This window comes from Salinisphaera hydrothermalis C41B8 (assembly GCF_000732535.1).
Classification (GTDB): domain Bacteria; phylum Pseudomonadota; class Gammaproteobacteria; order Nevskiales; family Salinisphaeraceae; genus Salinisphaera; species Salinisphaera hydrothermalis.
The window spans coordinates 50,887-76,753 of sequence record NZ_APNK01000010.1 but is presented as its reverse complement, the minus strand read 5'-3'; the positions used below and the strand labels follow the sequence as shown (position 1 = coordinate 76,753).

20 protein-coding genes are annotated in these 25,867 nt (G+C 63.6%); 11 read left to right on the top strand and 9 right to left on the bottom strand.

What is annotated here, in order from left to right; translation table 11 throughout:
- Positions 1-108 precede the first annotated feature (108 nt).
- Positions 109-1,608: an amidase gene (locus C41B8_RS08830; RefSeq protein WP_037336738.1), complete on the top strand. Its 1,500-nt coding sequence runs from the start codon at positions 109-111 to the stop codon at positions 1,606-1,608.
- A 297-nt stretch (positions 1,609-1,905) separates the two neighbouring features.
- On the opposite strand, the gene lptG is transcribed toward C41B8_RS08830, so the two are convergent.
- Entirely contained in the window at positions 1,906-2,976 is a 1,071-nt protein-coding gene (gene lptG, locus C41B8_RS08825) for an LPS export ABC transporter permease LptG (protein ID WP_037336736.1), read from the bottom strand.
- Positions 2,973-4,067 (bottom strand): LPS export ABC transporter permease LptF, encoded by a 1,095-nt coding sequence (lptF, locus tag C41B8_RS08820; RefSeq protein WP_084188737.1) that lies wholly within the window; start codon positions 4,065-4,067, stop codon positions 2,973-2,975. The genes lptG and lptF overlap by 4 nt, the downstream gene beginning before the upstream one ends.
- Before the next feature lie 200 nt (positions 4,068-4,267).
- Between lptF and C41B8_RS08815 the strand changes: the two genes are divergently transcribed.
- The 8 genes from C41B8_RS08815 to C41B8_RS08780 all read left to right on the top strand — a co-directional run bounded on the left by C41B8_RS08815 (position 4,268) and on the right by C41B8_RS08780 (position 14,534).
- A complete protein-coding gene (locus tag C41B8_RS08815; protein ID WP_037336732.1) occupies positions 4,268-5,773 on the top strand; it encodes a leucyl aminopeptidase in 1,506 nt (501 codons plus the stop codon).
- A gap of 16 nt (positions 5,774-5,789) precedes the next feature.
- A complete protein-coding gene (locus C41B8_RS08810; protein ID WP_037336730.1) occupies positions 5,790-6,224 on the top strand; it encodes a DNA polymerase III subunit chi in 435 nt (144 codons plus the stop codon).
- Positions 6,225-6,333: 109 nt separating this feature from the next.
- Positions 6,334-9,279, top strand: a complete 2,946-nt coding sequence (locus tag C41B8_RS08805) for a valine--tRNA ligase (RefSeq protein ID WP_037336847.1) — start codon at positions 6,334-6,336, stop codon at positions 9,277-9,279.
- Between the two features lie 119 nt (positions 9,280-9,398).
- Positions 9,399-9,890 carry an FxsA family protein gene (locus C41B8_RS08800; RefSeq protein ID WP_037336728.1) on the top strand — a complete coding sequence of 164 codons (492 nt, stop codon included), beginning with the start codon at positions 9,399-9,401 and terminating at the stop codon, positions 9,888-9,890.
- A gap of 101 nt (positions 9,891-9,991) precedes the next feature.
- Positions 9,992-10,951 carry an AAA family ATPase gene (locus tag C41B8_RS08795; protein WP_084188734.1) on the top strand — a complete coding sequence of 320 codons (960 nt, stop codon included), beginning with the start codon at positions 9,992-9,994 and terminating at the stop codon, positions 10,949-10,951.
- Positions 10,944-11,903, top strand: coding sequence for a DUF58 domain-containing protein (locus C41B8_RS08790; protein ID WP_051883308.1), 960 nt, complete (start codon positions 10,944-10,946; stop codon positions 11,901-11,903). Before C41B8_RS08795 ends, C41B8_RS08790 begins: the two co-directional genes overlap by 8 nt.
- The gene (locus C41B8_RS08785; RefSeq protein ID WP_051883307.1) at positions 11,903-13,912 is read left to right on the top strand and encodes a transglutaminase TgpA family protein; all 2,010 of its coding nucleotides are present in this window, start codon (positions 11,903-11,905) and stop codon (positions 13,910-13,912) included. Before C41B8_RS08790 ends, C41B8_RS08785 begins: the two co-directional genes overlap by 1 nt.
- Positions 13,913-14,042: 130 nt before the next feature.
- Positions 14,043-14,534, top strand: a complete 492-nt coding sequence (locus C41B8_RS08780) for an NUDIX domain-containing protein (RefSeq protein ID WP_232226027.1) — start codon at positions 14,043-14,045, stop codon at positions 14,532-14,534.
- A 72-nt stretch (positions 14,535-14,606) separates the two neighbouring features.
- On the opposite strand, the gene C41B8_RS08775 is transcribed toward C41B8_RS08780, so the two are convergent.
- The 3 genes from C41B8_RS08775 to C41B8_RS08765 all read right to left on the bottom strand — a co-directional run bounded on the left by C41B8_RS08775 (position 14,607) and on the right by C41B8_RS08765 (position 18,027).
- Positions 14,607-15,590, bottom strand: a complete 984-nt coding sequence (locus C41B8_RS08775; RefSeq protein WP_037336725.1) for an NADPH:quinone oxidoreductase family protein — start codon at positions 15,588-15,590, stop codon at positions 14,607-14,609.
- Between the two features lie 66 nt (positions 15,591-15,656).
- Entirely contained in the window at positions 15,657-16,823 is a 1,167-nt protein-coding gene (locus C41B8_RS08770; protein ID WP_037336838.1) for an acyl-CoA dehydrogenase, read from the bottom strand.
- A gap of 319 nt (positions 16,824-17,142) precedes the next feature.
- Positions 17,143-18,027, bottom strand: coding sequence for a LysR family transcriptional regulator (locus C41B8_RS08765; protein WP_198025127.1), 885 nt, complete (start codon positions 18,025-18,027; stop codon positions 17,143-17,145).
- 151 nt (positions 18,028-18,178) lie between these two features.
- On the opposite strand from C41B8_RS08765, the gene C41B8_RS20455 reads away from it, so the two are divergent.
- Positions 18,179-18,523, top strand: a complete 345-nt coding sequence (locus C41B8_RS20455) for a hypothetical protein (RefSeq protein WP_156962487.1) — start codon at positions 18,179-18,181, stop codon at positions 18,521-18,523.
- A gap of 302 nt (positions 18,524-18,825) precedes the next feature.
- On the top strand, positions 18,826-19,395 hold the full coding sequence (locus C41B8_RS08760) for an acetate uptake transporter (protein WP_037336720.1): 570 nt from the start codon (positions 18,826-18,828) through the stop codon (positions 19,393-19,395).
- A 236-nt stretch (positions 19,396-19,631) separates the two neighbouring features.
- Here C41B8_RS08760 and C41B8_RS08755 read toward each other — a convergent pair whose 3' ends face one another.
- From C41B8_RS08755 to C41B8_RS08740, 4 genes are read right to left on the bottom strand one after another with little or no spacing between them, the layout of a single operon-like run.
- Positions 19,632-20,795 carry an acyl-CoA dehydrogenase family protein gene (locus tag C41B8_RS08755; protein ID WP_037336718.1) on the bottom strand — a complete coding sequence of 388 codons (1,164 nt, stop codon included), beginning with the start codon at positions 20,793-20,795 and terminating at the stop codon, positions 19,632-19,634.
- 20 nt (positions 20,796-20,815) lie between these two features.
- Positions 20,816-21,997 carry an acyl-CoA dehydrogenase family protein gene (locus tag C41B8_RS08750; RefSeq protein WP_037336716.1) on the bottom strand — a complete coding sequence of 394 codons (1,182 nt, stop codon included), beginning with the start codon at positions 21,995-21,997 and terminating at the stop codon, positions 20,816-20,818.
- Positions 21,998-22,019: 22 nt separating this feature from the next.
- Positions 22,020-24,107 (bottom strand): 3-hydroxyacyl-CoA dehydrogenase NAD-binding domain-containing protein, encoded by a 2,088-nt coding sequence (locus C41B8_RS08745; protein ID WP_037336714.1) that lies wholly within the window; start codon positions 24,105-24,107, stop codon positions 22,020-22,022.
- Between the two features lie 52 nt (positions 24,108-24,159).
- Positions 24,160-25,815, bottom strand: coding sequence for a long-chain-fatty-acid--CoA ligase (locus C41B8_RS08740; RefSeq protein WP_037336712.1), 1,656 nt, complete (start codon positions 25,813-25,815; stop codon positions 24,160-24,162).
- Positions 25,816-25,867: the final 52 nt, after the last annotated feature.

Sequence of the window (25,867 nt, the reverse complement as noted above, 5' to 3'; positions counted from 1 at the left end):
GCCCCAATGCGCTCAATTGATCGCTCTATAGTTTACAACGTATGAATAGCGATGCGGCCCACGCGCCGGCTATCGAACCCCAGACTTCTGAAAAAAACAAGGTTGCTCATGGATCACCGCGACTATATCCGCCACGATGCACTCGGTCTCGCCGAGCTGATCGCGCGCGGGGAAGTCTCTCCCGCCGAAGTGCTGGCCGCCGCGCGACAGCGTCTGGAGGCGGTCGACCCCACGCTCAATTGCGTCGTCCGGCGCATGGACGCCATCGCTGATGAGCATACGACAACGCCGGCTTCCGGACCGTTCGCACATGTGCCGTTCCTGATCAAGGATTTGTTCCAGAACTACGCGGGCGTGCCCACCACCTACGGCAATGCCGCGCTCAAGCGCGTAGGCTTCAAACCGCCGGTGCATGCCGAGGTCGTTCGCCGATTCATCGCCGCCGGCGTCAATATCTTCGGTAAGACCAATACACCCGAGTTCGGCGCCAAGGGCATCACCGAACCGGTCGCCAACGGTCCAACCCGCAACCCGTGGAATACGGCCCATACGCCAGGCGGCTCCTCCGGCGGCTCGGCGGCGGCGATCGCCGCGGGCGTCGTACCCATGGCGGGCGCCAACGACGGTGGTGGCTCGATCCGGATTCCGGCTGCCTGCTGCGGCTTGTTCGGGCTCAAGCCGGGTCGGGCCCGCGTGCCCGGCGGGCCCGACCATACCGACATGATGCACGGCGCCGGGGTGGATCACGTCATCAGTCGCTCGGTACGCGATAGCGCGGCCATGCTGGATGCGATCGCCGGGTACGAACCGGGGGCGATCGTGCGTATCGAAGGCCCGGCCATGCCCTATCGCCAGGCTATCGAGCACGATCCGAAACCGCTGCGCATCGGCGTGATGGAATCGTCGCCGCTGGGCCAGCCGCTACACCCGGAGGCATGGGCCGCGCTGACGCACACCATCGAAACCCTGACCGACCTCGGCCACGACGTGACCCCGGCCATACCCGCGCTGGACGGCGCCCAGCTCTGCCAGGATTTTCTGTCGATGTGGTTCGTGCAGATGGCCCGGGTCGTGGATGAGGTACGGGCCCTCACCGATGCCCGGGCCAGCGAATTCGAGCTCGATACCCGCGCCATGGCGCACCTCGGGCGCAGCCTGTCCGCGGTCGAATACAGCACGCTGCACGGGCGCTGGCTCGGCTATCGTCAGGCACTGGCGGCTTTTCATGCCGACTACGACCTGCTGCTGACCCCGACACTGGCCAGCCCGCCGGTGGCCATCGGCGAACTGGCCACACCGGCTTGGCAACACAACCTGCTGCGCCCGCTTCTGCATCTGCCGAGCGCCCGCGCCCTACTTGGCTCCGGCATCGTCGACCGCATGGCACACGAGAACCTGCGCCATGTCCCGTTCACCCAGCTCGCCAATCTGACCGGTACGCCCGCCATGTCGGTGCCACTGCACATCGGCGAATCGGGCCTGCCGATCGGCAGCCAGTTCATCGGCCCGCCGGGCGGCGAAACCCTGCTGTTCCAGCTCGCCGCCCAGCTCGAACGCGCGGCTCCCTGGTTCAACCGGCTGCCGCGGATCACCGGGGTCGATGACTAGATGGAAGCGATCTGTCTTTGATCTGCCCAGGTCCGCTTCGATCTGCGGACAGAATGTCGGTTTGCAGACCCGATTCGCCCCGTCTCGCGATGAGCGACGCTTCAGTCGACGCCCTGCAGCCTGAAGTGGCGTAGGTCGGATTAGCAGCGTAATCCGACATGAACGCCGATCTGCGAGGGGCGTGGAGCATTCCATGTCGGCTGACGGCCTTCGGCCTAAGCCGACCTACACTCGACGACAAGTGCCGTGATGCTTTCGCGGCAATGTATCTCATGACGACAGGCCCAGGACCGGTCGTCAGTTCAGCCGATGCATCCAGTAACCGGTGCCGCCGGCCAGCAGCACAGTCGGCAGGCTGGCCGCGATCCACGGCGGAATACCGTATACCGGGCCGGTCGAGGCCACGATTTCGTTGACCAGGAAGAACAGCAGCCCGATCAGACCGCCGACGAACAAGCGCTGGCCGGCACTGGCACTACGTAACGAACCGAAGGCGAACGGCAGCGCAAAGATCACCAGCACCCAGACCGTGAACGGGGTCACGATATTGCGCCACAGCGCGAGCTTGTAATCGTCGGCATCGATATCGTTGGCGTCGAGATAGTTGATGTATTGCCACAGGCCGTAAGACGACAGCTCGTCCGGCTGGGTGACGGCGAGTTCCAGCACGCTCGGCTTGATCGCGATCGGCAACGACATCGTGGCCGGCGTGTCGGTCTTGCTCTGCGTCAACGAAAGATGGGTGATCCGCGGATGATCGATGACCAGTTTCTCGCCATCGACATGAGCCCGTTTCGCCGCCACCGCCAGTTGCAGCTGGCCGTCATCGTTCAGGCGATAGACATCCAGCCCGTCGATACGCCCCCCGGGCAGCACCGAATCGATGCGTAGAACATAACCGCTGTTACGCAGCCACAGCCCGTTATCGACCGATTGGCGAGCTTCGCCGTGGCGGGCCTTGTCGCGCAGCATCGTGGCATTCTGCACGCCGATCGGCGCGGCGAGTTCGCCGAGCACGACGGTGAGCACGGCCAGCACGAACCCGGCGATGCCGACCGATACCGCGAGCCGCTTCATGGACATGCCCGCGCTGCGGATCACCACCAGTTCGCTGCCGGCGGCCAGCGCGCCCAGCGCTAGCAGCGCCCCGAGCAGCGACACCACCGGCAACACGAAGTAGATACGATCCGGCAGCATGAGCACGCAGTAGATCAGAATCTTGACCAGGCCGAAGCTGCCCTGGCCGATGTTGTCGACTTCACTGATGAACAACATCAGCGACAACAGCGCGGCGATCACGGCGATCACCATCCCGGTCGCCGCCAGGATCGTGCGCGTGATGTAGCGATCGATGATCAATAGATTCATGCCGCCACCTTGCGCTTGGGCCGCCGCGGCCAGCCGTTTTCACGCGCAATCAATACGATGGCGATCGCCAGCACAACGATGTGCACCCACCATTCACCAATCACAGGGGGCAGCAGCCCGCTCTGAATCGCCTGTCCGGATAAACGCACGAAATTCAGATAAACCACGAAAAAGAGAATGCCGACAATCACCCGCCCATAGCGCCCCGCACGCGGCGGCACCCGGCCGATCGGCAGTGCAATCAGGGCGAGGATGAAGATCGACAGCGGCACGGAAATTCGTGTCTGCCACTTGGAAATGGCCTTGCCGTCGTCGCTTCGCATCAGGGTGAGTGTGGACTTGGCGTCGTAGTCGTCGTCCTTCACGGCACTCGGCGGTGACAAACGCACGCCATGCTTGTCGAAATGAATGATGCGATAGTCCGCTTGGCCGGGCACGCCTTCGTAACGCCAGCCATCGGATAACACCAGCGTGACCGCGTGCTGCTTGTTGATGCTCTGGCGCGCGGTCTTTGCGGTCACGATCGTCTGCCGATCCGGGCCTTCCTGCGGCTGCACCACGCGCACGAACACGTTATGCAACTGTTTCTGATCGTCCCGGCTTGCAGCATAGAACGACACCCGACCGTTATCGAAGCTCGCAAACCGCCCGGGTGTGACCGACTGCACCGCGTTGGCGGCGGTCTGGGCACCCAGCCGGTTCATCTCGCGCTGGGCATGCGGCGCGACGACAATCGACATCGTGCCGGCAAACAGCGCAATCATCGCGGCGAGAGTGAGAAACGGACGATAGATCACCCCAAGGCCGACGCCGCCAGCCATGAGCGCCGCCATCTCGTTATCTCGGCACAGCCGGCCGACGACCAGCATGATCGCCAGCAATACCGAAATCGGCATCACGATATCGAGGTTGCTGACCACGCTGAGCGCGGCCAGCGTGGCCACTGTATTGACCGGCACTTCCCCGGCGGCAGCATCGCCGATGAAGCGCGACAGGCCGATTCCGAGGGTCAGGAACACGAGCACCGCGGTGATGATCAGCCAGGTCTTGGCGGTCTCACCGAACAAGTGCCTAAAAATCACACTAGGCATGAACGACCGAACTCGGACAAAAGATGGAATGTTTCATTTGGCGGCGGTGACTACGCTAGGGGATGATTTTTTCGAAAATTTATGTAGACTTCGCGCTTTCAAAGCATTTGGTCGAGCTCTAAGCGCTTCATTTGCCGGTTTGCGGAACCAACGAGGCGCGCCACCACAACTCAGGATTATCGGCTTTGCAGGAGCAACGCATGGAATATCTCGTCAAGAGCGGCAGCCCGGAAAAACAGCGGGTCGGCTGCGTGATCGTCGGTATCTTCGACCGCCGCAAGCCTTCCACGCAAGCCGAGGCCCTGGATGAAGCCAGCGGCGGCCTGATCGCTTCCGTGATGCGCCGCGGCGACATGGACGGCAAGCTGGGGCAGACTACGGTACTTCATGGCCTCGGCGATCTGTTCTGCGATCGTATCCTGCTGGTGGGCTGCGGCAAGGAACGCGACTTCAATACGCGCGCCTATCAGAAAGCCTGTGCGGCGGCTGCCGCCGAGCTCGACACCATGGGCGGCGTGGATGCAGCGTTCTATCTGACCGAGTTGAACGTGCGCGGCCGCGACGATTTCGGCTGGAGCGTCAAGCAGGCGCTGCTGACCATCGAAGATACGTTCTATCGCTTCGAGGCCTGCAAGGGCCCGAACTACGAGAAGCACACCCGCAAGCTGTCGCGTCTGGTCTTCCAGGTGCCCCGCCGCTCCGATCTGCCGGCCGCGGAGCGCGGCGTCAACGAAGGCGTGGCCACGGCCAACGGCGTGAAGCTGGCCAAGGACCTGGCCAACATGCCGGGCAACATCTGCACGCCGACCTATCTTGCCGAGCAGGCCGTGTCGCTTGCGGATACCCATAAGGGCATCAAGACCCAGGTGCTCGAAGAAGCCGACATGGAAGCACTGGGCATGGGCGCGCTGCTGGGCGTATCGCGCGGCTCGTCTCAGCCGGCCAAGTTCATTGTCATGGAGTACATGAACGGCGCGAAGTCGGACAAGCCGACGGTGCTGGTCGGCAAGGGCGTGACCTTCGACGCCGGCGGCATCAGCCTCAAGCCGGGCGCCGCCATGGACGAGATGAAGTACGACATGGGCGGCGCGGCGAGCGTATTCGGCGCCATGCAGGCCGCGGTCGAGATGGAGCTGCCGATCAACCTGGTCGGCGTGATCGCGGCCACGGAGAACCTGCCGGACGGCAATGCCTACAAGCCGGGCGACATCCTCACCAGCATGTCCGGCCAGACCATCGAAATCCTCAACACCGACGCCGAGGGCCGTCTCGCCCTGGCCGACGCCCTGACCTACGTCGAGCGCAATTACGACGCCGATGCCGTGGTCGACATGGCGACCCTGACGGGTGCGGCCGTGATCGCGCTGGGCCATCACGCCTCGGCGTTGTACGGCAACAACAGCCCGCTGCGCCGCGCCCTGCGCGACGCCGGCGACACCATCGGCGATCGCGCCTGGCCGATGCCGTTGTGGGAGGACTACCAGTCGGATCTGGACTCCAACTTCGCCGACATGGCTAACGTGGGCGGCCGCGCCGGCGGTTCGATCACGGCGGCCAGTTTCCTGCATCGCTTCGCGCGCAAGCTGCGCTGGGCACATCTGGATGTCGCCGGCACGGCCTGGAAGTCGGGCAAGGAGAAAGGCGCCACGGGCCGTCCGGTGGGTCTGCTCACGCAGTACCTGATCGACCGTACGCATCAGGCGTAAGGCACGGGCACACCCGATGACCGAAGTCTTCTTCTATATTCTGGAAGACGAAGCCGCCGACGCTCCGGCGCACTTCGCCTGCCGGCTGACCGAGAAGGCACACAACGAAGGACACCGGGTATTCATCCACGTCGCGGACGCTGCCCAGGCGTCTGCGCTCGACGAGCTGCTCTGGCAATTCCGCCAGGGCAGCTTCGTGCCGCATGCCACGGCCGAGGCGCTCGAAGCCGACGACGACCTCACCCCGGTCGTCATCGGCACCGGTGAGCCGCCGGCCGGCTTCGACGACATGTTGATCAACGTCGGCGGCGAGGTCGGCGGGTTCTTCTCGCGCTTCGCCCGCCACAATGAAGTCGTCGGCCCGCAGGCGATGGCGACCGCGCGCCGGCAATACCGTTTTTTCAAGGACCGCGGCTATCAGCTGACCACGCACAAGATCGCGGCCCGCTGATCGCGCCGCCCGCGTCGCGCCGGCCCGGTCTTGGAAGACGTCGCCCCCGCCCGCAAACTGGGCGGCTGACCTGCCGCACAAATTGATAAAGAGATCTTCCATGGCCGAGATGGACAAGACCTTCGACCCGCACGCGATCGAAGCCCGGTGGTATCCCGTCTGGGAAGAGCGCGGCTATTTCGCGCCGGATATGAACGCGCCCGGCGATCCGTTCTGCGTCATGCTGCCGCCGCCCAACGTCACCGGCCGTCTGCATATGGGCCATGCGCTGGACGACACGCTCCAGGATGCGCTGACCCGCTATCACCGTATGAAGGGCGTGCCCGCGCTCTGGCAACCGGGTACCGACCATGCTGGTATCGCCACCCAGATGCTGGTCGAACGCCAGGTCGAGGCCGAAGGCAGTTCGCGGCACGAGATGGGCCGCGAGGCCTTCGTCGACCGGATCTGGCAGTGGAAAGCCGAATCCGGCGGGCATATCACCACCCAGATGCGCCGGTTGGGTGCCTCGGTCGACTGGTCGCGCGAACGCTTCACCATGGACGAGGGCCTGTCGAAGGCCGTCACCAAGGTGTTCGTCGACCTGTATGAAAAAGGTCTGATCTATCGCGGCCAGCGCCTGGTCAACTGGGACCCGGTGCTGCACACGGCCATTTCCGATCTCGAGGTAGAAAACCTCGAAGTCGACGGCCATATGTGGCACTTCAAGTACCCGCTGGAAAACGGCGCGACCTACGAATACGTCGAACGCGACGCCGACGGCAACGAGACCTTTCGCGAGACCCGCGACTACATCTCGATCGCCACCACCCGCCCGGAAACCATGCTCGGCGACGGTGCGATCGCGGTGCACCCGGACGACGCCCGCTATGCGCCGATCGTGGGCCTGCGCTGCGAGATCCCGGTCGGCCCGAAAAGCCAGCGTCGCCTGATCCCCATCATCACGGACGAATACCCGGACCCGGAATTCGGCTCCGGCGCGGTCAAGATCACCGGCGCGCACGACTTCAACGACTATGAAGTCGCCAAGCGCAATGGCATTCCGATGTACCGGTTGATGGACGAATCGGCCACGCTGCGCGTCGACGGCGCGCCGTATGGCGAGGCCGCGGCCCAGGCCGCCGGGATCGTGGCTTCGGGCGAAACGCCGGATGCCATGACCGTCGATGCCATCAATCTCGTGCCGGACGAATACCGCGGCCTGGATCGCTTCGAAGCGCGTCAGCAGATCGTTGCGGCGATCGATGCCGAGGGCCTGATGATCACGGTCGAAGACAAGAAGATCATGCAGCCCTACGGCGATCGCTCGAACGCGGTGATCGAGCCGATGCTGACCAACCAGTGGTTCGCCGATGCCAAGACGCTCGCCAAGCCGGCGATCGAGGCGGTCGAAGACGGGCGCATCCGCTTCATTCCGGAAAACTGGTCCAAGACCTATTTCGAATGGATGCGCAATATCCAGGACTGGTGCATCAGCCGCCAGCTCTGGTGGGGCCATCGCATCCCGGCCTGGTACGACGCATCCGGCAACGTCTACGTCGGCGCCTCCGAAGCGGCGGTGCGCGACAAGCACAGCCTGGCCGACGACGTGGCGCTGTCGCAGGATGACGACGTCCTCGACACCTGGTTCTCGTCGGCGCTGTGGCCGTTCTCTACCCTCGGCTGGCCGGAAGCCACGGACGCGCTCAAGACTTTCTACCCGACCAACGTCCTGGTGACCGGCTTCGACATCATCTTCTTCTGGGTCGCCCGGATGATCATGATGGGCCTGGAGTTCATGGACGACGTGCCGTTCCGCGAAGTCTATATCCATGGCCTGGTGCGCGACTCCGAAGGCGCGAAGATGTCCAAGTCCAAGGGCAACGTCCTGGACCCGATCGACCTGATCGACGGCATCGATCTGGAATCGCTGGTCGCCAAGCGCACCTCCGGCATGATGCAGCCGCAAAAAGCCGCGAAGGTGGAAAAAGCCACGCGCGCCGAGTACCCCAACGGCATTCAGGCCTACGGCACCGACGCGCTGCGCTTCACCTTCGCCGCCCTGGCCTCTTATGGCCGCGACATCCGTTTCGATCTCGGCCGCGTCGAGGGGTATCGCAATTTCTGCAACAAGCTCTGGAACGCCGCGCGCTTCGCGTTGATGCAGGTGCCGGACGACTTCGTGCCCGCCGACGACGCCGGTGTCGAGCTGTCGATGGCCGATCGCTGGATCGTCTCCCGCCTGCAGCGGCTCGAAGCCGATATGGCCGCGCATTTCGAGACCTATCGTTTCGATCTGGCCGCCAATGCGATCCACGATTTCATCTGGCACCACTTCTGCGACTGGTATCTGGAGCTGATCAAGCCGGTGCTGTCCAACCCCGAGGCCAGCGATACCGCCAAGGCCGGCACCCGGCGGACGCTGGTCCGCACGCTGGAAACCACGCTGCGCCTGCTGCATCCACTGATGCCGTTCATCACCGAAGAGATCTGGCAGCGCGTGGCCCCGCTGGCTCGTGGCGCCGCGCTGGATGCCAACGGCGAGAGTATTTCGCTCCAGCCCTATCCGAGCGCCGACGAAACGCGCATCGATGACGAGGCCGAAGCCGACATCGAGTGGCTGAAGAAAGTCATCAACGGCCTGCGGACGATCCGCGGCGAAATGGATATCGCGCCGAAACAGAAGATCCCGCTCATCGTCGCCAATGCCAGCGACAGCGATCGCAAGCGCTTGGCCACGCATCGTGCGGCCATCGATTTTCTGGCCGGCGTGGAATCGGTCGATGAGATGGCGGCGAGCGATATTCCGGAATCCGCCGTCGCCCTGGTCGGCGACATGCAGCTGCGCGTGCCGCTGGCCGGGCTGATCGACACCGAGGCCGAACTGGCGCGTTTGGACAAGCGTCTGGCCAAGATCGACAAGGATCTGGCCGGCGTGCGCGGTCGGCTGTCCAGCGATTCGTTTGTATCCAAAGCGCCGGCTGACGTGGTCGACAAGGCGCGGGCGCAGGCCGCGGAGCTGGAGCGCGAACACGCCGAACTGACCGAACAGCGCGGGCGCATTGCCGTTCTATGAGCGCCGTCGCGCCGCGGCAGCGTGCCGGGGCGCGACTTGCCTGTGAGGCAATCGGCACCACATCACGATAAGCGAGGAGAGCGCCGGAACGGTTTCCGGCGTGCCGAACGAGGTTGATCATGGCCGCACGACTGCTACTGCTGTTCATCATTGCGCCGATTGTCGAGCTGTTCCTGCTGGTCAAGATCGGCGGCATCATCGGCGTGGTTCCCACGATCGCGCTAGTACTGCTGACCGCCATCATCGGCAGCCAGCTCGTGCGGCGTCAGGGCATGGGCGTGATGAACCGCATCCGTGAAGCCCAGGCACACGGCGAAGCCCCGGCTGTGCCGATGCTGGACGGCGCCGCGCTGCTGCTGGCCGGTTTCTTTCTTCTCACCCCCGGTTTCATCTCGGATGCCCTGGGTTTCCTATTGCTGATCCCGAAACTGCGCCAGCGGCTCGCCCGGGCCATGCTTTCGCGCTTCGTCATTCTTACGCCCGGCAACGGCGGCTTCGGTCGCGGCCCGTTCGGTGGCGCCGATGACGGCACCATCGAAGGCGAGTACCAGCGCAAATCCGATCGCAGCGATCGCCCGGGGCCCGACAACCGGCTCGATCGCGACGACTGATCCGCAAGGGCGCGATGGGCGGCGCCCCCGCGACAAGCGGACTCGCACGAAACCGCCACAGGGCCTAATCTGGGACATCCGTCGTCATCGACCGTGTCCGCATGTCGCCGCAACCGCCACCCCAGAACGCCGCGCCGGATCGCGCCGCAATCGCGGGCGCGCTCGACCGGGCGCGTCAGGCCATCGGCCAGCGTCTATACGACAAGGATCACGTCGTACGGCTGGCCCTGGCCTGTCTGCTGGCTGACGGCCATCTGCTGATCGAGGACATCCCCGGCGTGGGCAAGACCACCCTCGCCCATGGGCTGGCCGACACGCTGGGTCTGGCGTTCTCGCGTATCCAGTTCGTCTCGGATCTACTGCCCAGCGATATCCTCGGCGTGTCGGTGTTCGATCGCAACGAGGCCGAATTCGTATTCCGCCCGGGCCCGATTTTCGCCGAGCTCGTGCTGGCCGACGAGATCAACCGTGCCAGCCCGCGGACCCAGAGCGCGTTGCTGGAAGCCATGGCCGAACGCCAGGTGACCATCGAAGGCGTCACCCACGTGCTGGAGGCGCCTTTCAACGTGCTGGCGACCCAGAACCCGGCCGACCAGAACGGCACCTTCGCCCTGCCCGACTCGCAGCTCGACCGCTTTCTGATGCGGATTCATCTCGGCTATCCAACCCGCATGGCCGAGCGCCGTCTGCTGGCCGGCGGCGATACACGCGCCGAGGCGCATAACGATCGTCTGTCGCCGGTGGCCGGCCCAAACGAACTGATCGCCTGGCAGCAGGCCGCGGCGGCCACCCTCGTGCGCGATCCGCTGCTGGATTATCTGCAGGCGCTGATCGCCTACAGCCGGCGGACCGGCATATTCGAACGCGGCCTGTCGCCCCGTGGCGGGCTGGCGCTGCGACGCGCGGCCCAGGCCTGGGCATTGATCGACGGCCGCGATCACGTCCTGCCCGAGGACGTCCAGGCTGTGCTGCCCGCCGTGGTCGACCATCGCCTGATACGGCGCGAGCGCGACACCGACCAACCCTCCACGCATCTATTACACAGCGTCGACGTTGGCTAGCCTGACCCGTCGGCTCGCGGACCGGATCGAAGCCTCCATCCGCCGCCGCGCGCCGAGCGGCCGACCGCCGCTGCGGATACCCGCGCGTCGCGTCTATATCCTGCCCAGCGGCACCGGCGCCCTGTTCGGTGTGCTGTTGTTGGTCATGCTGGCCGGGGCGACCAACTACGGCAACAATCTCGCGTTTAGCCTGACGTTCTGGCTCGCGGCGGCCGCATTGGTTTCCATGCATCGCGCTCATCGCAACCTCGCCGGCCTGGAGTTGGCGGGCGTACGCGCCGAACCGGTCTTTGCGGGCGAAACCGCGATCTTCGACGTGGAACTGGCCAGCCGGGCACGGCCGCCGCGTCGCGGCCTGTATGTATCGGGCGGTGCGAGCGAGACCGGCACGGCCGTGTCGGCCGCCAGCGACCGGAACGGATATGCCCGGATCGCCAAGGCAACCCACGGCCGCGGCCGACTCGTCTGTCCGCGCCTGACCATCAGCAGCCGCTATCCGATGGGCCTGTTCCGCTGCTGGAGCTACGCCACGCCCGAGGCGCATGGGCTGGTCTACCCGGCGCCGATCGATCGCCTGGGCGAGCCGACCTCGGCCGGCGATACCGGCGACGGTCATCTTGATCGCAGCCGTCGCGGCGAGGCCCTGTTTTCCGGGCATCGTCGTTTCCATAGCGGCGACTCGCGGCGCCGTATCGACTGGAAAGCCAGCGCGCGAACCGATGAATTGATGATCACCGAGCACAGCGAGACGCAAACACCGACCCACTGGTTCGACTACGACACCCTTACCGCGTTGGCGCCGGAAGCACGCCTATCGCAGCTCGCCTATTGGATTCTGGCGGCCGATCGGCGCGGGGCCGTCTACGGGCTGCGGCTGCCGAAACACACGCTTGCCCCCGCGACCGGGCCCGCCCATCGGTGCGCCTGTCTGGAAGCACTGGCCCTGTTCTGATGGCCCGCCGCAGACCCAAACCGGCCGTATCGACCACGAGCCGCGGCGAACGGCTGGCCCTGACCAGCATCGTGGCGTTCATCGGCCTGCCGCATATCGGGCATCTGCCGTTCTGGGTGAGCCTGGCGACGGCCGCGCTGCTGGCATGGAACGCGGTTCGTTTGCTGCTCGGGCGGCCAACGCCGCCCGGCCTCGTACGCGCGCTACTGACGGCCGCCGGCGTAGGCGCCGTACTTATGGGCTTCGGTCGTATTAACGGCCAGACCGCCGGTGTCGCGCTGCTGATGCTCATGCTCGCGCTCAAGCTCACCGAGACCGTGCGTTATCGCGATGTGGTGGTGGTGCTGGCGCTGTGCTGTTTCGTGCTGGTCACCCAGTTTCTGTTCTCACAGTCGCTCGGCATGGCGCTCTACCTCGTCGCGGGCAGCTGGCTGGTGGTCGCGGCCTTCGTGCACCTGCACGCCGGCGACGACGCGCCACCCAGGGCCGCCGCGGCCGAATCGGCCCGGCTATTGGCGCTGGCGATCCCGGTGGCCGCCGCCTTGTTCGTTCTTTTCCCCCGCCTACCGGGGCCGCTCTGGGGGCTGCCGGCCAATAACGACGGCACGGCACGCACCGGGCTTTCCGGCACCATGTCGCCCGGCTCGATCGCGGATCTCGCGCGATCGGACGCCGTGGCGTTTCGCGTACGCTTCGACGGACCGGCGCCGCCGCCGGCCGCGCGCTACTGGCGCGGCCCGGTGCTCTGGAATTTCGACCACGGCACCTGGCATACCGGGCCCGGCGTTGCGCGCACGATTACCCCGCCGAGGGTGGACGCTCAGGGGCGCGGAGTCCGCACCGACATCACGCTCGCACCGAGCCACAAGCCCTGGCTGATCGCGCTCGACATGCCGCTGACAACCGCTACCGCGCATCGCCGCACGGCCGGCGGCAACTGGGTCGCGCCCCATCCCATCGACCAGCGCGTCCGCTATATCGCGCGCTCGGCCTTGCACTACACGGTGGACGCCGAACTGGCTCCGGCCGCACGCCGACTTGCTCTCGCGCTCCCCGCCACGGGCAATCCACGAGCCCGGGCGCTGGCCCATCGCTGGGCCAATCACGATCATGACGCTCGTGCCATCGTGCACAGCGCGCTCGATTTTTTCCGCCAGGGCAGATTTCGCTACACCCTCAACCCGCCACGCACATCACGTGACAACAGCGTGGACGATTTCCTGTTCACGACCCGTGCCGGGTTCTGTGAACACTTCGCCGGCGCGTTCACATTCCTGATGCGCGCCGCCGGCGTGCCCGCGCGCGTTGTGACCGGCTATCAGGGCGCCCAGCGCGCCAGCATCGGCGATTACTGGATCGTGCGCGACTCGGACGCCCATGCCTGGAGCGAAGTCTGGCTCGCCGGCGCCGGTTGGGTGCGAGTGGACCCGACCGCGGCCGCTGCGCCCAAGCGGATCGCCGACGGCATCACCGCGGCCGTCACCGACAGCGGCGATCTGCCCTACATGGCGGGCGGCCATGATCGCGACGCCTGGTATCACGCCCGCATGCTCTGGGACGCCGTGGACGCCGGCTGGAACCGCTGGTTCCTGGCCTATGGCCCCGCACTGCAACAACGGCTTTTCGCCGCGCTCGGCATCGCCGGATTCGGAACCGCCATCGCAGTGCTGACGGGACTGGTGGTAGGCACGCTCGCGCTCGTGTCGCTCTGGCTCGCCTGGCACATGCGCGCCGAGCGCGAGGCCGACCCCGTGGTACGCGCCTGGCGCCGCATCGAGCGACGGCTCGCTCGTATCGGTCTGGCCCGGCACACGGGCGAAACGCCGGTGGGCTATGCGCGGCGCGTTGCCGCAACACGCCCGGCTTTGACACGGCAGATCACCGATCTGGCCGCACGTTATGCTCGGTTACGATATGCCGCAAACATCGAGTCCGCCGAACGCCGGGAATTCATACGCCGCGCGCGGCGCTTTCATCCGCGACGCACTGGCGAAACCCGGGCGGGCTAACATCTGCTTGCGCTAAAATTATCTACGACCGAGGCGGCCCGGCTGCCGCCTCGACGCCGGAGAAATTATGGATCCACGTCGCTATTGCCCCGTCTGCGCAACACCGCTGGTCGCACGAGAAATCGCCGATATGGAACGTCTCACCTGCCCGGCCGAGGACTGTGGTTATGTCTTCTGGGACAACCCGATCCCGGTGGTGGCTGCCGTCGTCGAGCATGAGGGCCATCTCGTGTTCGCGCGCAACGTGAAATGGCCGCACGGCATGTACGGACTGGTCACCGGTTTTCTCGAACCGCGCGAGGAACCGGCCGAAGGCGTGGTGCGCGAAGTGGCGGAGGAGCTCGGCATCGAGGCTGAGATCACCGAATTCATCGGGGCCTATGGGTTTGCCCGCAAGAATCAGCTATTGCTGGCCTATCATCTGGTCGGCCACGGCGAGATCGCGCTCAACGACGAACTGGCGGAATGGTTCCATGTCGCCAAGGACGAAGCCGAATACTGGCCCGGCGGCACCGGCCTGGCCGTACGCGACTGGCTGCGTGCCCAGGGCTACGACCCGCAGCCACGCGAACTGCCGCCGCAGGTGGAAGCCTGGCTCAAGGCGCCGCCGGATATGGACTGACGTCCATAATCAGGAATGCGGTCCAAGCCCGGGCGTGTACTGATCGCACGGCCGGATGTATATGCCCGGGCGTCAGTCGGCTCCGTTCGTGATCACCAGCTTGCCGGAAACCTGGCGATTGGCGAGCGCTGCGATTGCTTCGCCGCCGCGGGCCAGCGGATACACGCCGCCGATATGCGGCCGCAAGCGACCGTCGCGGATCCACTTGAACACGGTTTGCAGCTGCCGCTCGTTGGCCTCTGGCTCACGCTGGACGAAACTGCCCCAGAACACGCCGATAATCGATGCGCCCTTGAGCAGGGCCAGGTTTAACGGCGGTTTGGGAATGTCGCCGCTGGCGAAACCGATGACGAGCAGCCGCCCGCGCCATGCGGTACCGCGCAGCGCGGCTTCCGTCGCGGCACCGCCCACCGGGTCATAGACCACATCCACACCAGCGCCGCCGGTCAGTTCTTTGAGCGAGTTCTTCAAATCGGTCTGCGTGTAGTCAATGGTTTCGTCGGCGCCGTGCTCGCGGCATATAGCGAGCTTGGCTTCGCTCGAGGCAGCGGCGATGACATGCGCGCCCAGAGCCTTGCCAATCTCGATGGCAGCCAGCCCGACACCGCCCGACGCGCCGAGGACGAGAAGGGTTTCGCCCGACAAGAGCCCGGCCCGGTCGACCAAGGCATGGTAGCTCGTGCCATAGGTCATCACGCAGGCTGACGCCGTCACATAATCCAGCCCCGTGGGCTTGGGCATGACCTGATCGGCACGGGCCACCACCTGCGCCGCAAACGCGCCATACCCCGTGAACGCGATCACATCATCCCCGGGCTTCACATGCGTCACGTTTTCGCCGACGGCTGCCACGGTGCCGGCCAGTTCCCCACCAGGCGAGAATGGCAACTCGGGCTTCAGCTGATACTTGTCCTCGATGATCAGACTGTCCGGGAAATTGACCGCAGCAGCCCGCATGTCAATGAGCACTTGGTCTACTCCGACCGCCGGCGTGTCGACCTCTTCGTACACCAATGTCTCGGGCGGCCCGAACTGTTTGCAGCGCAATGCCTTCATAAAACTCCTCAGGATCTGTTTGCAGCGGCCCGGCGCTACCGGGCAGGCCTCTTGGCCGGCTCTCCGTTAGTGGAAAGCCGGCAACCCGGTCTGGGCTTTGCCCAGAATCAAGGCATGAATATCGTGCGTGCCTTCGTAGGTGTTCACCGCTTCGAGATTCATGACGTGGCGGATAACGTGGTATTCGTCAGCAATGCCATTGCCCCCGTGCATGTCGCGGGCTTGGCGTGCGATCTCCAGCGCCTTGCCGCAATTGTTGCGTTTCATCATCGAGACCATCTCCGGTGCCCAGTGCCCCTCGTCCATCAGCCGGCCAAGCCGGAGTGCCGCGTGCAGACCAAGGGTGATCTCGGTACTCATATCCGCCAGCTTTTTCTGGATCAGCTGGGTGGCTGCCAGTGGCCGCCCGAACTGTTCTCGCCCCAGCGTGTAATCACGCGCGGCATGCCAGCAGAATTCCGCTGCGCCCATCGAGCCCCAGGCAATCCCGTACCGTGCCTTGTTCAAGCAGGAGAAGGGCCCTTTCAACCCGGTGACGTCCAACCGGTTCTCCTCGGGCACAAAACAGTCATCGAGCATAATCTGGCCCGTGGCGGAGGCCCGCAGCGAGAATTTGCCATCAATGTGCGGCGTGACCATACCGCCGAAATCGCGCTCGACGACGAAGCCGTTAATCCGTCCGTCGAGGCTTGCCCAGATAACGGCCACGTCGGCGATGGGCGAATTGGTAATCCACGTCTTTGCGCCGTTCAACAGATAGCCGCCGTCAACTCGGGAGGCGCGTGTGCTCATCGAGCCCGGGTCCGAACCGTGATCGGGCTCGGTCAGCCCGAAGCAACCCACCCACTCGCCGCTCGCCAGTTTCGGCAGATAACGCGCGCGAAGCGCATCGCTGCCGAATGCGTGGATGGGGTTCATGACTAACGACGATTGCACACTCATGGCCGACCGATAGCCAGAGTCGACCCGTTCCACCTCTCGTGCCAGCAGGCCGTAACAGACATGACTCAAGCCGGCGCCCCCGTATGCCTCGGGAATGGTCGCGCCGAGCATACCGAGCGCCCCCATTTCATTCATGATCTCGCGGTGGAATATTTCGTGCCGATTTGCCTCCAGAACACGCGTCATAAGGCTGTTCTGGCAATAATCATGAACCGCATCACGGATCATGCGCTCGTCCTCGGTCAACTGCGCGTCCAGCAGCAAGGGGTCAGACCAGACGAAGTCCTGCATCATTGAGTTCCTTCTTTGATCGAGTAAGCGCGCGTTCACACGACGGACCCGGAACTGGTATTGCTCGAACGCCAGCCAGGCTGAGCGGGCCTAGAACAAAAACGCCACCCCCGATCTTAAAACGAAACATCGTTTCGATTTAATGCGGCTTATGTATGAGTGTGTACTCACGGAAAAGGCGGCCGTACTTTTTCAGTCGCGCGGACTTCTCAGGCGGCCGCTGAAGCTTCATGTAAGCAACGCGCTACAGGCGCGGACTGGAAGCCCCACAAATAAGCCCCCCTGCGCGAAGAGGGTGACGGCTCCTAGCAGACGCGATCTAGCGGCCGAAGCGCGCCACGACGAAGTCGATAAAGCTTCGCAGTTTTGGCGAAATGCGCCGGTCACGTCGGTACACCAGATGCAACGGTCGTTCGGGCGAACGATATTTCGGCAGTATGTGGAGCAGTTCGCCGCGCTCGATGTCCTCGGCGACAGCACGCTCTGGCAGAAAAGTTATGCCCAGACCGGACAAAGCCGCTCGACGCAATGCGGCCGCGCTGTTCACGTAGACACGCCCGGAAACCGTAATATCCACAGGGCCGGCGGGCCCCACCAGATTCAGAACATAAGAAGACAGATCCGCGTGTATCTGGCGCGCATACGTATAGAGCAGGCAATCGTAGTTGACCAGTTCAGCAGGCTCGGTCGGTTGACCATGCGCGGCGACGTATCCCGGCGCCGCACAGAGCACGGATCGGAACGGCGATAATGCTCGGGCGACCAGATCTTCATTGGCGAGCTCGCCGATCCGAATGGCGGCTTCGAACTGGTCGTCGACGAGGTCGAAAAGCCGATCGTCTACAACCAGATCGATATTTACCTGCGGGTACTGTGCGGTGTAATCCGTCAACGCAGGCATGAGCCAGTCGGCACCGAAAGCATGGGGCGCCGTGATCCGCAGCTTGCCGCGCGGGGTCGCCTGGGACTGCTGGGCCAGCCGATCCGTGTCTTCGATCAATTCGAGAATATCGACGCAGCGCCTGTAGTAAACGCGGCCGAACTCGGTCAGGCTCTGACGTCGCGTTGTTCGGTTCAACAACGTCATGCCGGTCCGTTCTTCGAGCGATCTGAGGTGGTTGCCGACCATCGCCGGCGAAAGCCCGCTGCTGGTCGCCGCCGCGACAAGGCTGCCCTCGTCGACAATGCGGACGAACGTCGTCATGGCGTTGAGCAAATTCATTCAACAATCAAACTGCATAAAGAAGAAAATAAATGATCGTTTATTCACTCACGATAAGCCAATAGAGTGCAGCCCTATAGAAAGTATTCAGCGATCGCAGCCCCCTATCGCCCCTTTGTAGAGATCATCCTGCATGGATATAACGGCCCATAAAATTCGTATCACCGCGGCAGCCCTCGTCGGTCTGGGGCTGGTTACAAGCGCTATTTCGGCTGAGGCGACCGGAGCTTCGGCCACTAGCCATGTCACCTCGGCGCTGCAAAATCGAGCTGCGTCCGTCAGCCCAACTTTCGACACCCGTAGCGCGCTGGCTCTCCGAAGTCCATCGGCCATGAGTAGCCATTCCGGCAGTTTTATCGCGCCGACCCTCCCTGCTACTGCCACGTCGAGAGACGGCACCAAGCTCACCGACAGCCAACGCTCGAACAGCAAGACCGTACTGAAGTATCAGTCGCCTTACATGTCGGCACCCTATTAAGCGCTGCTACAACGAGCGCCAAGCGACTTGATACTGAAAAAGAGCGAACGCGCCCGGGCTGTCGGTGTCTGGCCCGGCTGTCCCGAGCGAGCGCTGACGCGTGATCAGGCATTGACTCTCGGTCCGGACCGCTCGATTGTCCGAGCCGAGATTAGCGATCGCTGTCTGCTTTCACCCACGACACCGTTTTAGGCGATTACCCGAATAACGAAACACAATTCCGTAATACAAAATGATGATAGCGGACAGCGAATCCGGGACGTGAGTATCGAAAGGCACGATACACAACAATACGGTGTCCCATGAGCACTGAACCAACTCGTCAAACCGCCGATCCAGCGCCACTCGGATTATTCGCTACTGCCCTGCCCGCCTGGCTATTGGGCATGATCAACGCCGGCTGGTATCCAGCGGACAACATCGGATTGCTGATCGCCGTAGTTTTTGCATTTGGGGGCGGTGCCCAGGTCATCGCGGGCTGTCTCGAATTCTTTGGCGGCAATACACTTGGTTTCACGGGTTTCACCGCTTTCGGTGCGTTCTGGTGGTCACTCGCGCTTTATCTGCTGTTTTTTCATAAAGGCGTCGCACCGGCGTTCGCGGGCTGGTATTTCCTGTTGTTCGGTACCGTTTCCCTTGCTCTGTGGCTGGGCGCACTCAATGAATCGCGCGCCCTGCAATTCTTTTTTCTGAATATCACAGTCAGCTTTGTGCTCGCTGCATTCGGGCACTGGTTCAACTCGACGGTCTGCATCGTGCTGGGCGGCTATGCCACGTTGATGCTTGCCGCGGTCTCCATCTATCTCGCCTTTGCCGCCATCGTGAACGAATCGCATGAACGAATCGTGCTACCGGTTGGGGCGCCGCAATAACGCCTATCCACCGGGCGACTCGTGAGCGAGTCGCCCGGAAGCGACGTCGTCGGCGACATCATGGGGATACCTTTCTTCGGCGACGAGACGATGCTCGGAGGCGGGCTGCGACTTGCGACTGAACAAGTTCGGAAGCTTGGATGCCCTAAAAGCTCTGACGCCCCAGCAACGACCAAAAGCAACGCCCGCCAGCGTCCGCGCGCGGCGGCGGGGCCGTTACGAGCCCGGACCGATGATCAGGCGGCGTTCGCCCACGCATTCTCGCCGTCGGCAACGGCTCGACGGAACGCGGCCATGTGCCAGCGATGGTCGCCCAGCCAGTGATCGATCATGATGATGCGCTTGGCGTAGTGCGCAATGGCCGATTCCTCCATCATGCCCATGCCACCGAACAGTTGTATGGCCTCTTCGGCCACGTGGCGACCGGCCCGTCCGACCATCACCTTCGCGGCCGCGATTCGTTGCCCGCGTTCGTCGGGCGCAGAGTCGAGCGAACAGGCAGCCCAGAACGTCAGGGATCGTACCTTTTCCAACGCGATCCGCATATCGACCATGCGGTGCTGGAGGGCCTGGAAGCTGCCGATCGGCGCACCGAACTGCTTGCGCTCCTTGAGATATTCCAGCGTCAGCTCGCAGGCTCGGGCCATTGCGCCCGTCGCCTCGGCGCAGAGATAAATCACGCCGCGTTCGAGCGCCCCATCAAGAGCCGAGGACGCCAGCCCGAGCTCACCTAACAATGCATCGGCATCGACACGGGCGTTTTCCAGCGTGATATCGGCGGCCCGGTGGCCGTCGATCGTGGGATAGCCACGACGTGTTACACCGTTCGCGGTCGCGTCGACCAGAAACGCACTCAGTCCGTCGCGATCACCGGGTTCGCCGCTGCTGCGGGCAATCACGATCAGATGATCGGCGCTGTCGCCATGGGCCACGACGGCCTTGGTGCCGTCCAGCACATAACCGCCGCCATCCGCGCGGGCCGTGGTGGCGATCCAGTACGGGTCACAGCCGCCGTCGGGCTCATGGCAGGCCAGCGCGTAACGGGTCTCGCCGCTGATCAAAGGTCCGGCGATTTCTGCCTTGCGCGTCTGGTCGGCAAGCTTATCGATCAAGTGACCGCAGAGAACCACCGAAGCAAGATACGGCTCCACCACGAGGCCACGACCGAAGCCCTCCGCGACCACCATCAATTCGGCGCCGCCGCCGTCGAACCCTCCGGCGTCCTCGGACAACGGCACGCCAAGCAGCCCGAGTTCGGCGAACTGCCGCCACATGTCGGCCGAATAACCAACGCTTGAGGCACGCGCGGCTTCACGCGTTTCGAAATCGTATTGGTCGGCGACCAGACGGTCGACCATGTCCTTGAGCATGCGCTGCTCATCGCTGTAGGAAAAATCCATGACGGGTCTGCCTCGCGTGTCTAGAGACCGAGAATGGCCTTGGAAATAATGTTCTTCTGGATCTCGTTCGACCCGCCGAAGATGGAAAGTTTGCGCAGATTAAAATAGTTCGGTGCCGCCACGCCGGCGAATTCGGGACCCACGGGCGCGTCGTCTTCATCGATGAACGGCAGCGCGTAAGGCCCGGCAGCTTCGCGATACAGATCCGATATTTTCTGGCGCACTTCGGTGCCCATGATCTTGAGAAAAGAGCTTTCTGCTCCAGGTACGCCGCCGGCGTCGGCCGCGGCCACCACGCGCAGGTTGGTCATCTCGACCGCCATCAATTCGACCTCGATCTCGGCTAGCCGATCAGCGAAATCCGATTGCTCGATCAAGCGTCGCCCACGAATCTCGCGCTCATGGGCGATGGTCTTCAAATGCGTGAGGGCGGCTTTGGAGATGCCGACGCCAGCGATACCAGTACGCTCGAAAGTGAGCAGGTACTTGGCATAAGTCCAGCCCTTGTTCTCGTCGCCAACCCGGTTTTCCACCGGCACTTCGACGTTATCGAAAAAGACTTCGTTGACCTCATGCTCACCATCGAGCGTGATCAGCGGACGCACGGTCACCCCTGGGCTGCTCATGTCGATCAGCAGGAAGGAAATGCCTTCCTGCTTTTTCGCGGCCTGCGGATCCGTACGCACGAGACAGAAAATCATGTTTGCGTGCTGACCAAGCGTGGTCCAGGTCTTCTGGCCGTTGACGATGTAGCGATCGCCCTGGCGCTCGGCACGCATCTTCAGGCTGGCCAGGTCGGAACCGGCCCCGGGCTCCGAATACCCCTGGGCCCACCAGTCGTCCATTGTGAGCATGCGCGGCAGGTAGTAATCCTTCTGCGCCTGGCTGCCGAACTTGATGATCACCGGGGCGACCATGTTAATACCGAACGGCAGCAGGCGCGGCGCTCCCGCCGCGGCGCATTCTTCCTCGAAAATATGCTTCTGGACCGGCGACCAGCCGGGGCCGCCGTATTCGGTCGGCCAGTGCATCGCCAGCCAGCCTTTCTCGCCCAGGACGCGATGCCAATGCACCGTCTCGTCGCGGGTCAATCGTCGGTAGTTCTTTACCTTTTCGGCGATAGCCGCTGGCAGGTTTTCCGCCAGAAAGCCTCGCACCTCGTCGCGGAAGGCGCGTTCGGGCTCGTTGTATTCGATATCCATGATGTGTCGTTACCGAAAGAGCTTAAAGATCGGCGAAGCTCTTACCTTCGCCAGCAAGTTGTTCGAGCAGTGGGGATATGTGCCAGTCCGGATCGCCGGTCTCCTCGCGGAACGCCTTGACGCGTTCACAGACGTAGTTGAGCCCGAGCTGATCGGCCCAGTACATCGGGCCGCCGCGATAGGGCGGGAAGCCGTAGCCATAGATCCAGACAACGTCGATATCCAGCGGCCGCGCGGCGATGCCTTCTTCGAGGATCTTCGCGCCTTCGTTGATCATCACGTAAAGACAGCGTTCGCGAATTTCTTCGTCGCTGACCTCGCGCGATGTAATGCCCTGCTCGGTGCGATATTTGTCGATCTCGGCCGCTGTGGTTTCAGAGGGCTCGGGCGCACGGCCGCCGTCGGGATACTCGAACACCCCGACTCCGGTCTTCTGGCCGAATCGTCCGGCTTCGGCGAGCGCATCCATCCAGTTAGGCGCCGGCGCGTTAGCGGGATCGCTCTCCCGCAAGCCTTCGCGAATACGCCAGCCCACGTCCAACCCGGCCAGATCCGCCATTGCGAACGGCCCCATGGGCAGCCCGAAATCGTAGAGAACACGGTCGACCTGGACCGGCGTTGCGCCGGCATTGACGAGTTCCAGAGCCTGAGACTGGCGCTTGTGCAACATGCGGTTGCCGACGAAGCCGTAGCATACGCCGACCGCGACTCCAACCTTCCCGATACGTCGCGCCAGCGCCATGACCGTGGCCAGCGCGTCGTCCGCGGTCTGCTCCCCACGCACGATCTCCAGCAGCTTCATCACGTTGGCCGGCGAAAAGAAATGCATGCCGAGCACATCGGCGGGCCGTGACGTTGCGCCTGCGATCTCGTTCACGTCGAGCGTCGATGTGTTCGTTGCCATGATCGCGCCGGATTTCGCCACCCGATCGAGCTCGCCGAACACGGTCTTTTTGACGTCCATATTCTCGAACACGGCTTCGATGATCAGATCGGCTTCGGCTAGATCTGAATAGTCCAGCGTGGTCGACAGCCGCCCCATGTTGGCTTCGACCTGTCCGGCCGCCAGGCGGCCTTTTCGCGCGCTGGCTTCGTAGTTGCGACGCATGACCGAAACGCCGCGATCGAGCGCGTCCTGGTGCATCTCCAGCATCGTCACCGGGATCCCCGCCGACAGGAAATTCATGGCGATACCGCCGCCCATCGTGCCCGCGCCGATAACCGCAACCCGGTTGATCTCGCGCTGCGGCGTGTCCTTGGCGAGCCCCGGCACCTTGGCGACTTCGCGCTCGGCGAAGAACACATGTCGCTGCGCTGCCGACTGCGGAGAATTCAGCAGCTCGACGAACAGTTCGCGTTCGCGCGCCATGCCGGCGGCAAAGTCCATCTCGGTGGCCGCCTTCACCGCCTCGATGCAATGAAATGGCGCGAGATAACCGCGTTTTTTGCGCGCGATGGCCGCTTCGAACTCGGCAAAAACGTCGGCGTCTTCTGGCGCGGCCGGGAGCGCGCTCACCGGGCGCCGCGGCGCGTCTTCTGAAATCAGCTGGTGAGCATAGGCGATGGCTTTGCGCTCAAGATCGCCGCTGACGACTTCATCAACGATCCCCACTTCGGCGAGTCGCGAAGCCTTGATCGGCTTGCCTTCGACGATCGTTTCCAGTGCCGCCTTGGCGCCGATCAATCGCGGCAGGCGCTGGGTGCCGCCGGCGCCGGGCAGCAGGCCCAGATTGACCTCCGGCAAGCCCATCTTTGCCGACTCCAGAGCCAGCCGATAATCACAGCCGAGGGTGATTTCCATGCCGCCGCCAAGGGCGGTGCCATGCACGGCGGCGATGACCGGCTTGCTGCTGACCTCGATCGCGTCGATGACGTCGGGCAGCGACGGTGGTCTCGGTGCCTTGCCGAACTCGCGAATATCCGCGCCGGCCGGGAAGGTGCGGCCAGCGCCCATGATCGCCAGCGCCTTGGCCGAGGCATCGGCCAGGCCCTCGTTCAGTGCCGCGAGCAAGCCCTGTCGAACCGCGTGGCCCAGGGCGTTGACCGGCGGATTGTCGATGACGATCAGGCCAACGCCCTCCTGGCATCGATAGGAAACGACATTGCTCATGAATACTCCTTGCTCTGGATACCTCGATCCGGACGATCAGGCCCATATGGACCTAGGCTTGTTCCCATTCGTCTTCTTGAAGGCGGCGCCACATGACCTTGCCGGTCTGAGAGCGGGGCAGCTCGAGACAGATCTCGACCGCACGGGGCACCTTGTACGCCGCCATGTTGTCGCGGCACCAGGCCAGAATGTCCGCCTCACTCGCGGTTGCGCCGTCGACCAACACAACGCAGGCCTTGACCGATTCGCCGCGCCGGATGTCCGGCGTGGCGATCACGCAGGCTTCACGAATTTCCGGGTGGCCGAACATCAAAGCCTCGACCTCGGCCGGCCAGACCTTGTAGCCAGACGCGTTGATCATGCGCTTGGCGCGATCGACCATGAAGAAGTAGCCGTTCTCGTCACAGCGGCCGATATCACCGGTTCGGAGAAAACGCTTGCCGTCGATTTCGATGAAGGCCTCGCCCGTTGCCTCCGGCCGATTCCAGTAGCCGATGCACACCTGCGGCCCGTTCGACACGATTTCCCCGGTTTCGCCGATCGGCACCTCGGTCTGCGTTTCCAGATCGATAATCCGCGCATCGACGCCGAACACCGGAATGCCGAGACACTGGGCTTTTGGCGCCCCGAGCGGGTTGATATGCGTTGCCGCCATGGTCTCGCTGAGCCCATAGCCTTCGATGTAATCTAGGCCGGTCAAAGCACGCAGTTTTTCCGCCACCGCGGCCGGCATGGCCGCCCCACCGCCGCCGATGTACTCCAGGCTCGATAGATCGAAGGATTCGATCTCGGGATCAGCGAGGAGGTCCACCGCCATGGTCACGATGTTGGTCCACCGGTTGACGCGGTAACGTTCGATAAGCCGAGCCGCGGTACGCCGGTCCCAGCGTGTCATGATGACCAGGGTCGCACCGGCATAGATAGTGGCGTTCATGCTGTTCTGCATGCCGGTGACGTGGAAGAACGGGAGCGTCGCGAGATTCACGCCCTCGGAGGTGCCGTAGCTCCACACCACGCTGTGTACGGCCGTGGCCATCACCGAAGCATGCGTATGCATGCAGCCTTTGGGCTGGCCCGTGGTCCCGGAACTGTAGGGTAATACCGCAAGATCGTCAGGGCCGGCTTCAGGCGCCGGCGGCGCGTGATCCGTGTTCAGCGCATCACGCCAGGCAATGACGCCGGCCGCCTGTGGCACGTCGAAGGGTGCCATGACCTCGGCTGGCAGCTCGAGATCGCTCTCGCGGGTGGCGTATTCGCTGTAAGCCGTCGCCACGATCTCATGGAGCAGCCCGGAATCGAGCAACGGCGTTGCTTCGGCAAGACGCTCCTGGCCACAGATGCACAGACGGGCGTCGGTATCACGGGCGTAGTGTTCGATCTCGCCGGTACGGTTCATCGGATTCACCGGAACCACTACGGCATTGGCGCGCAGAATCGCATAGAAAGCAACGACGTACTGCGGGGCATTCTGCATGTAAAGCAGGACACGGTCGCCACGCGCTACGCCACGCGAATTCAGATAGCCGGCCAGCGCCAGCGCCTCACGCTCGAGCTCGGCATAGGTCATCGGCGTGTCGTAATAAAGGATCGCATCCCGATCGGGATAACGTTGTGCGGAAATCGCAAGATTGGCGTAGAGACTGGTCTGGGGCAGCGCCAATTGGTATGGCAAGTAGTCGGGCCATACGGCGTAGTGCCGATCGAACATCGCGTCGTTCTCCTCATCATTCAGCGGAGCCCGGCCACACGTTCTCAAGCGC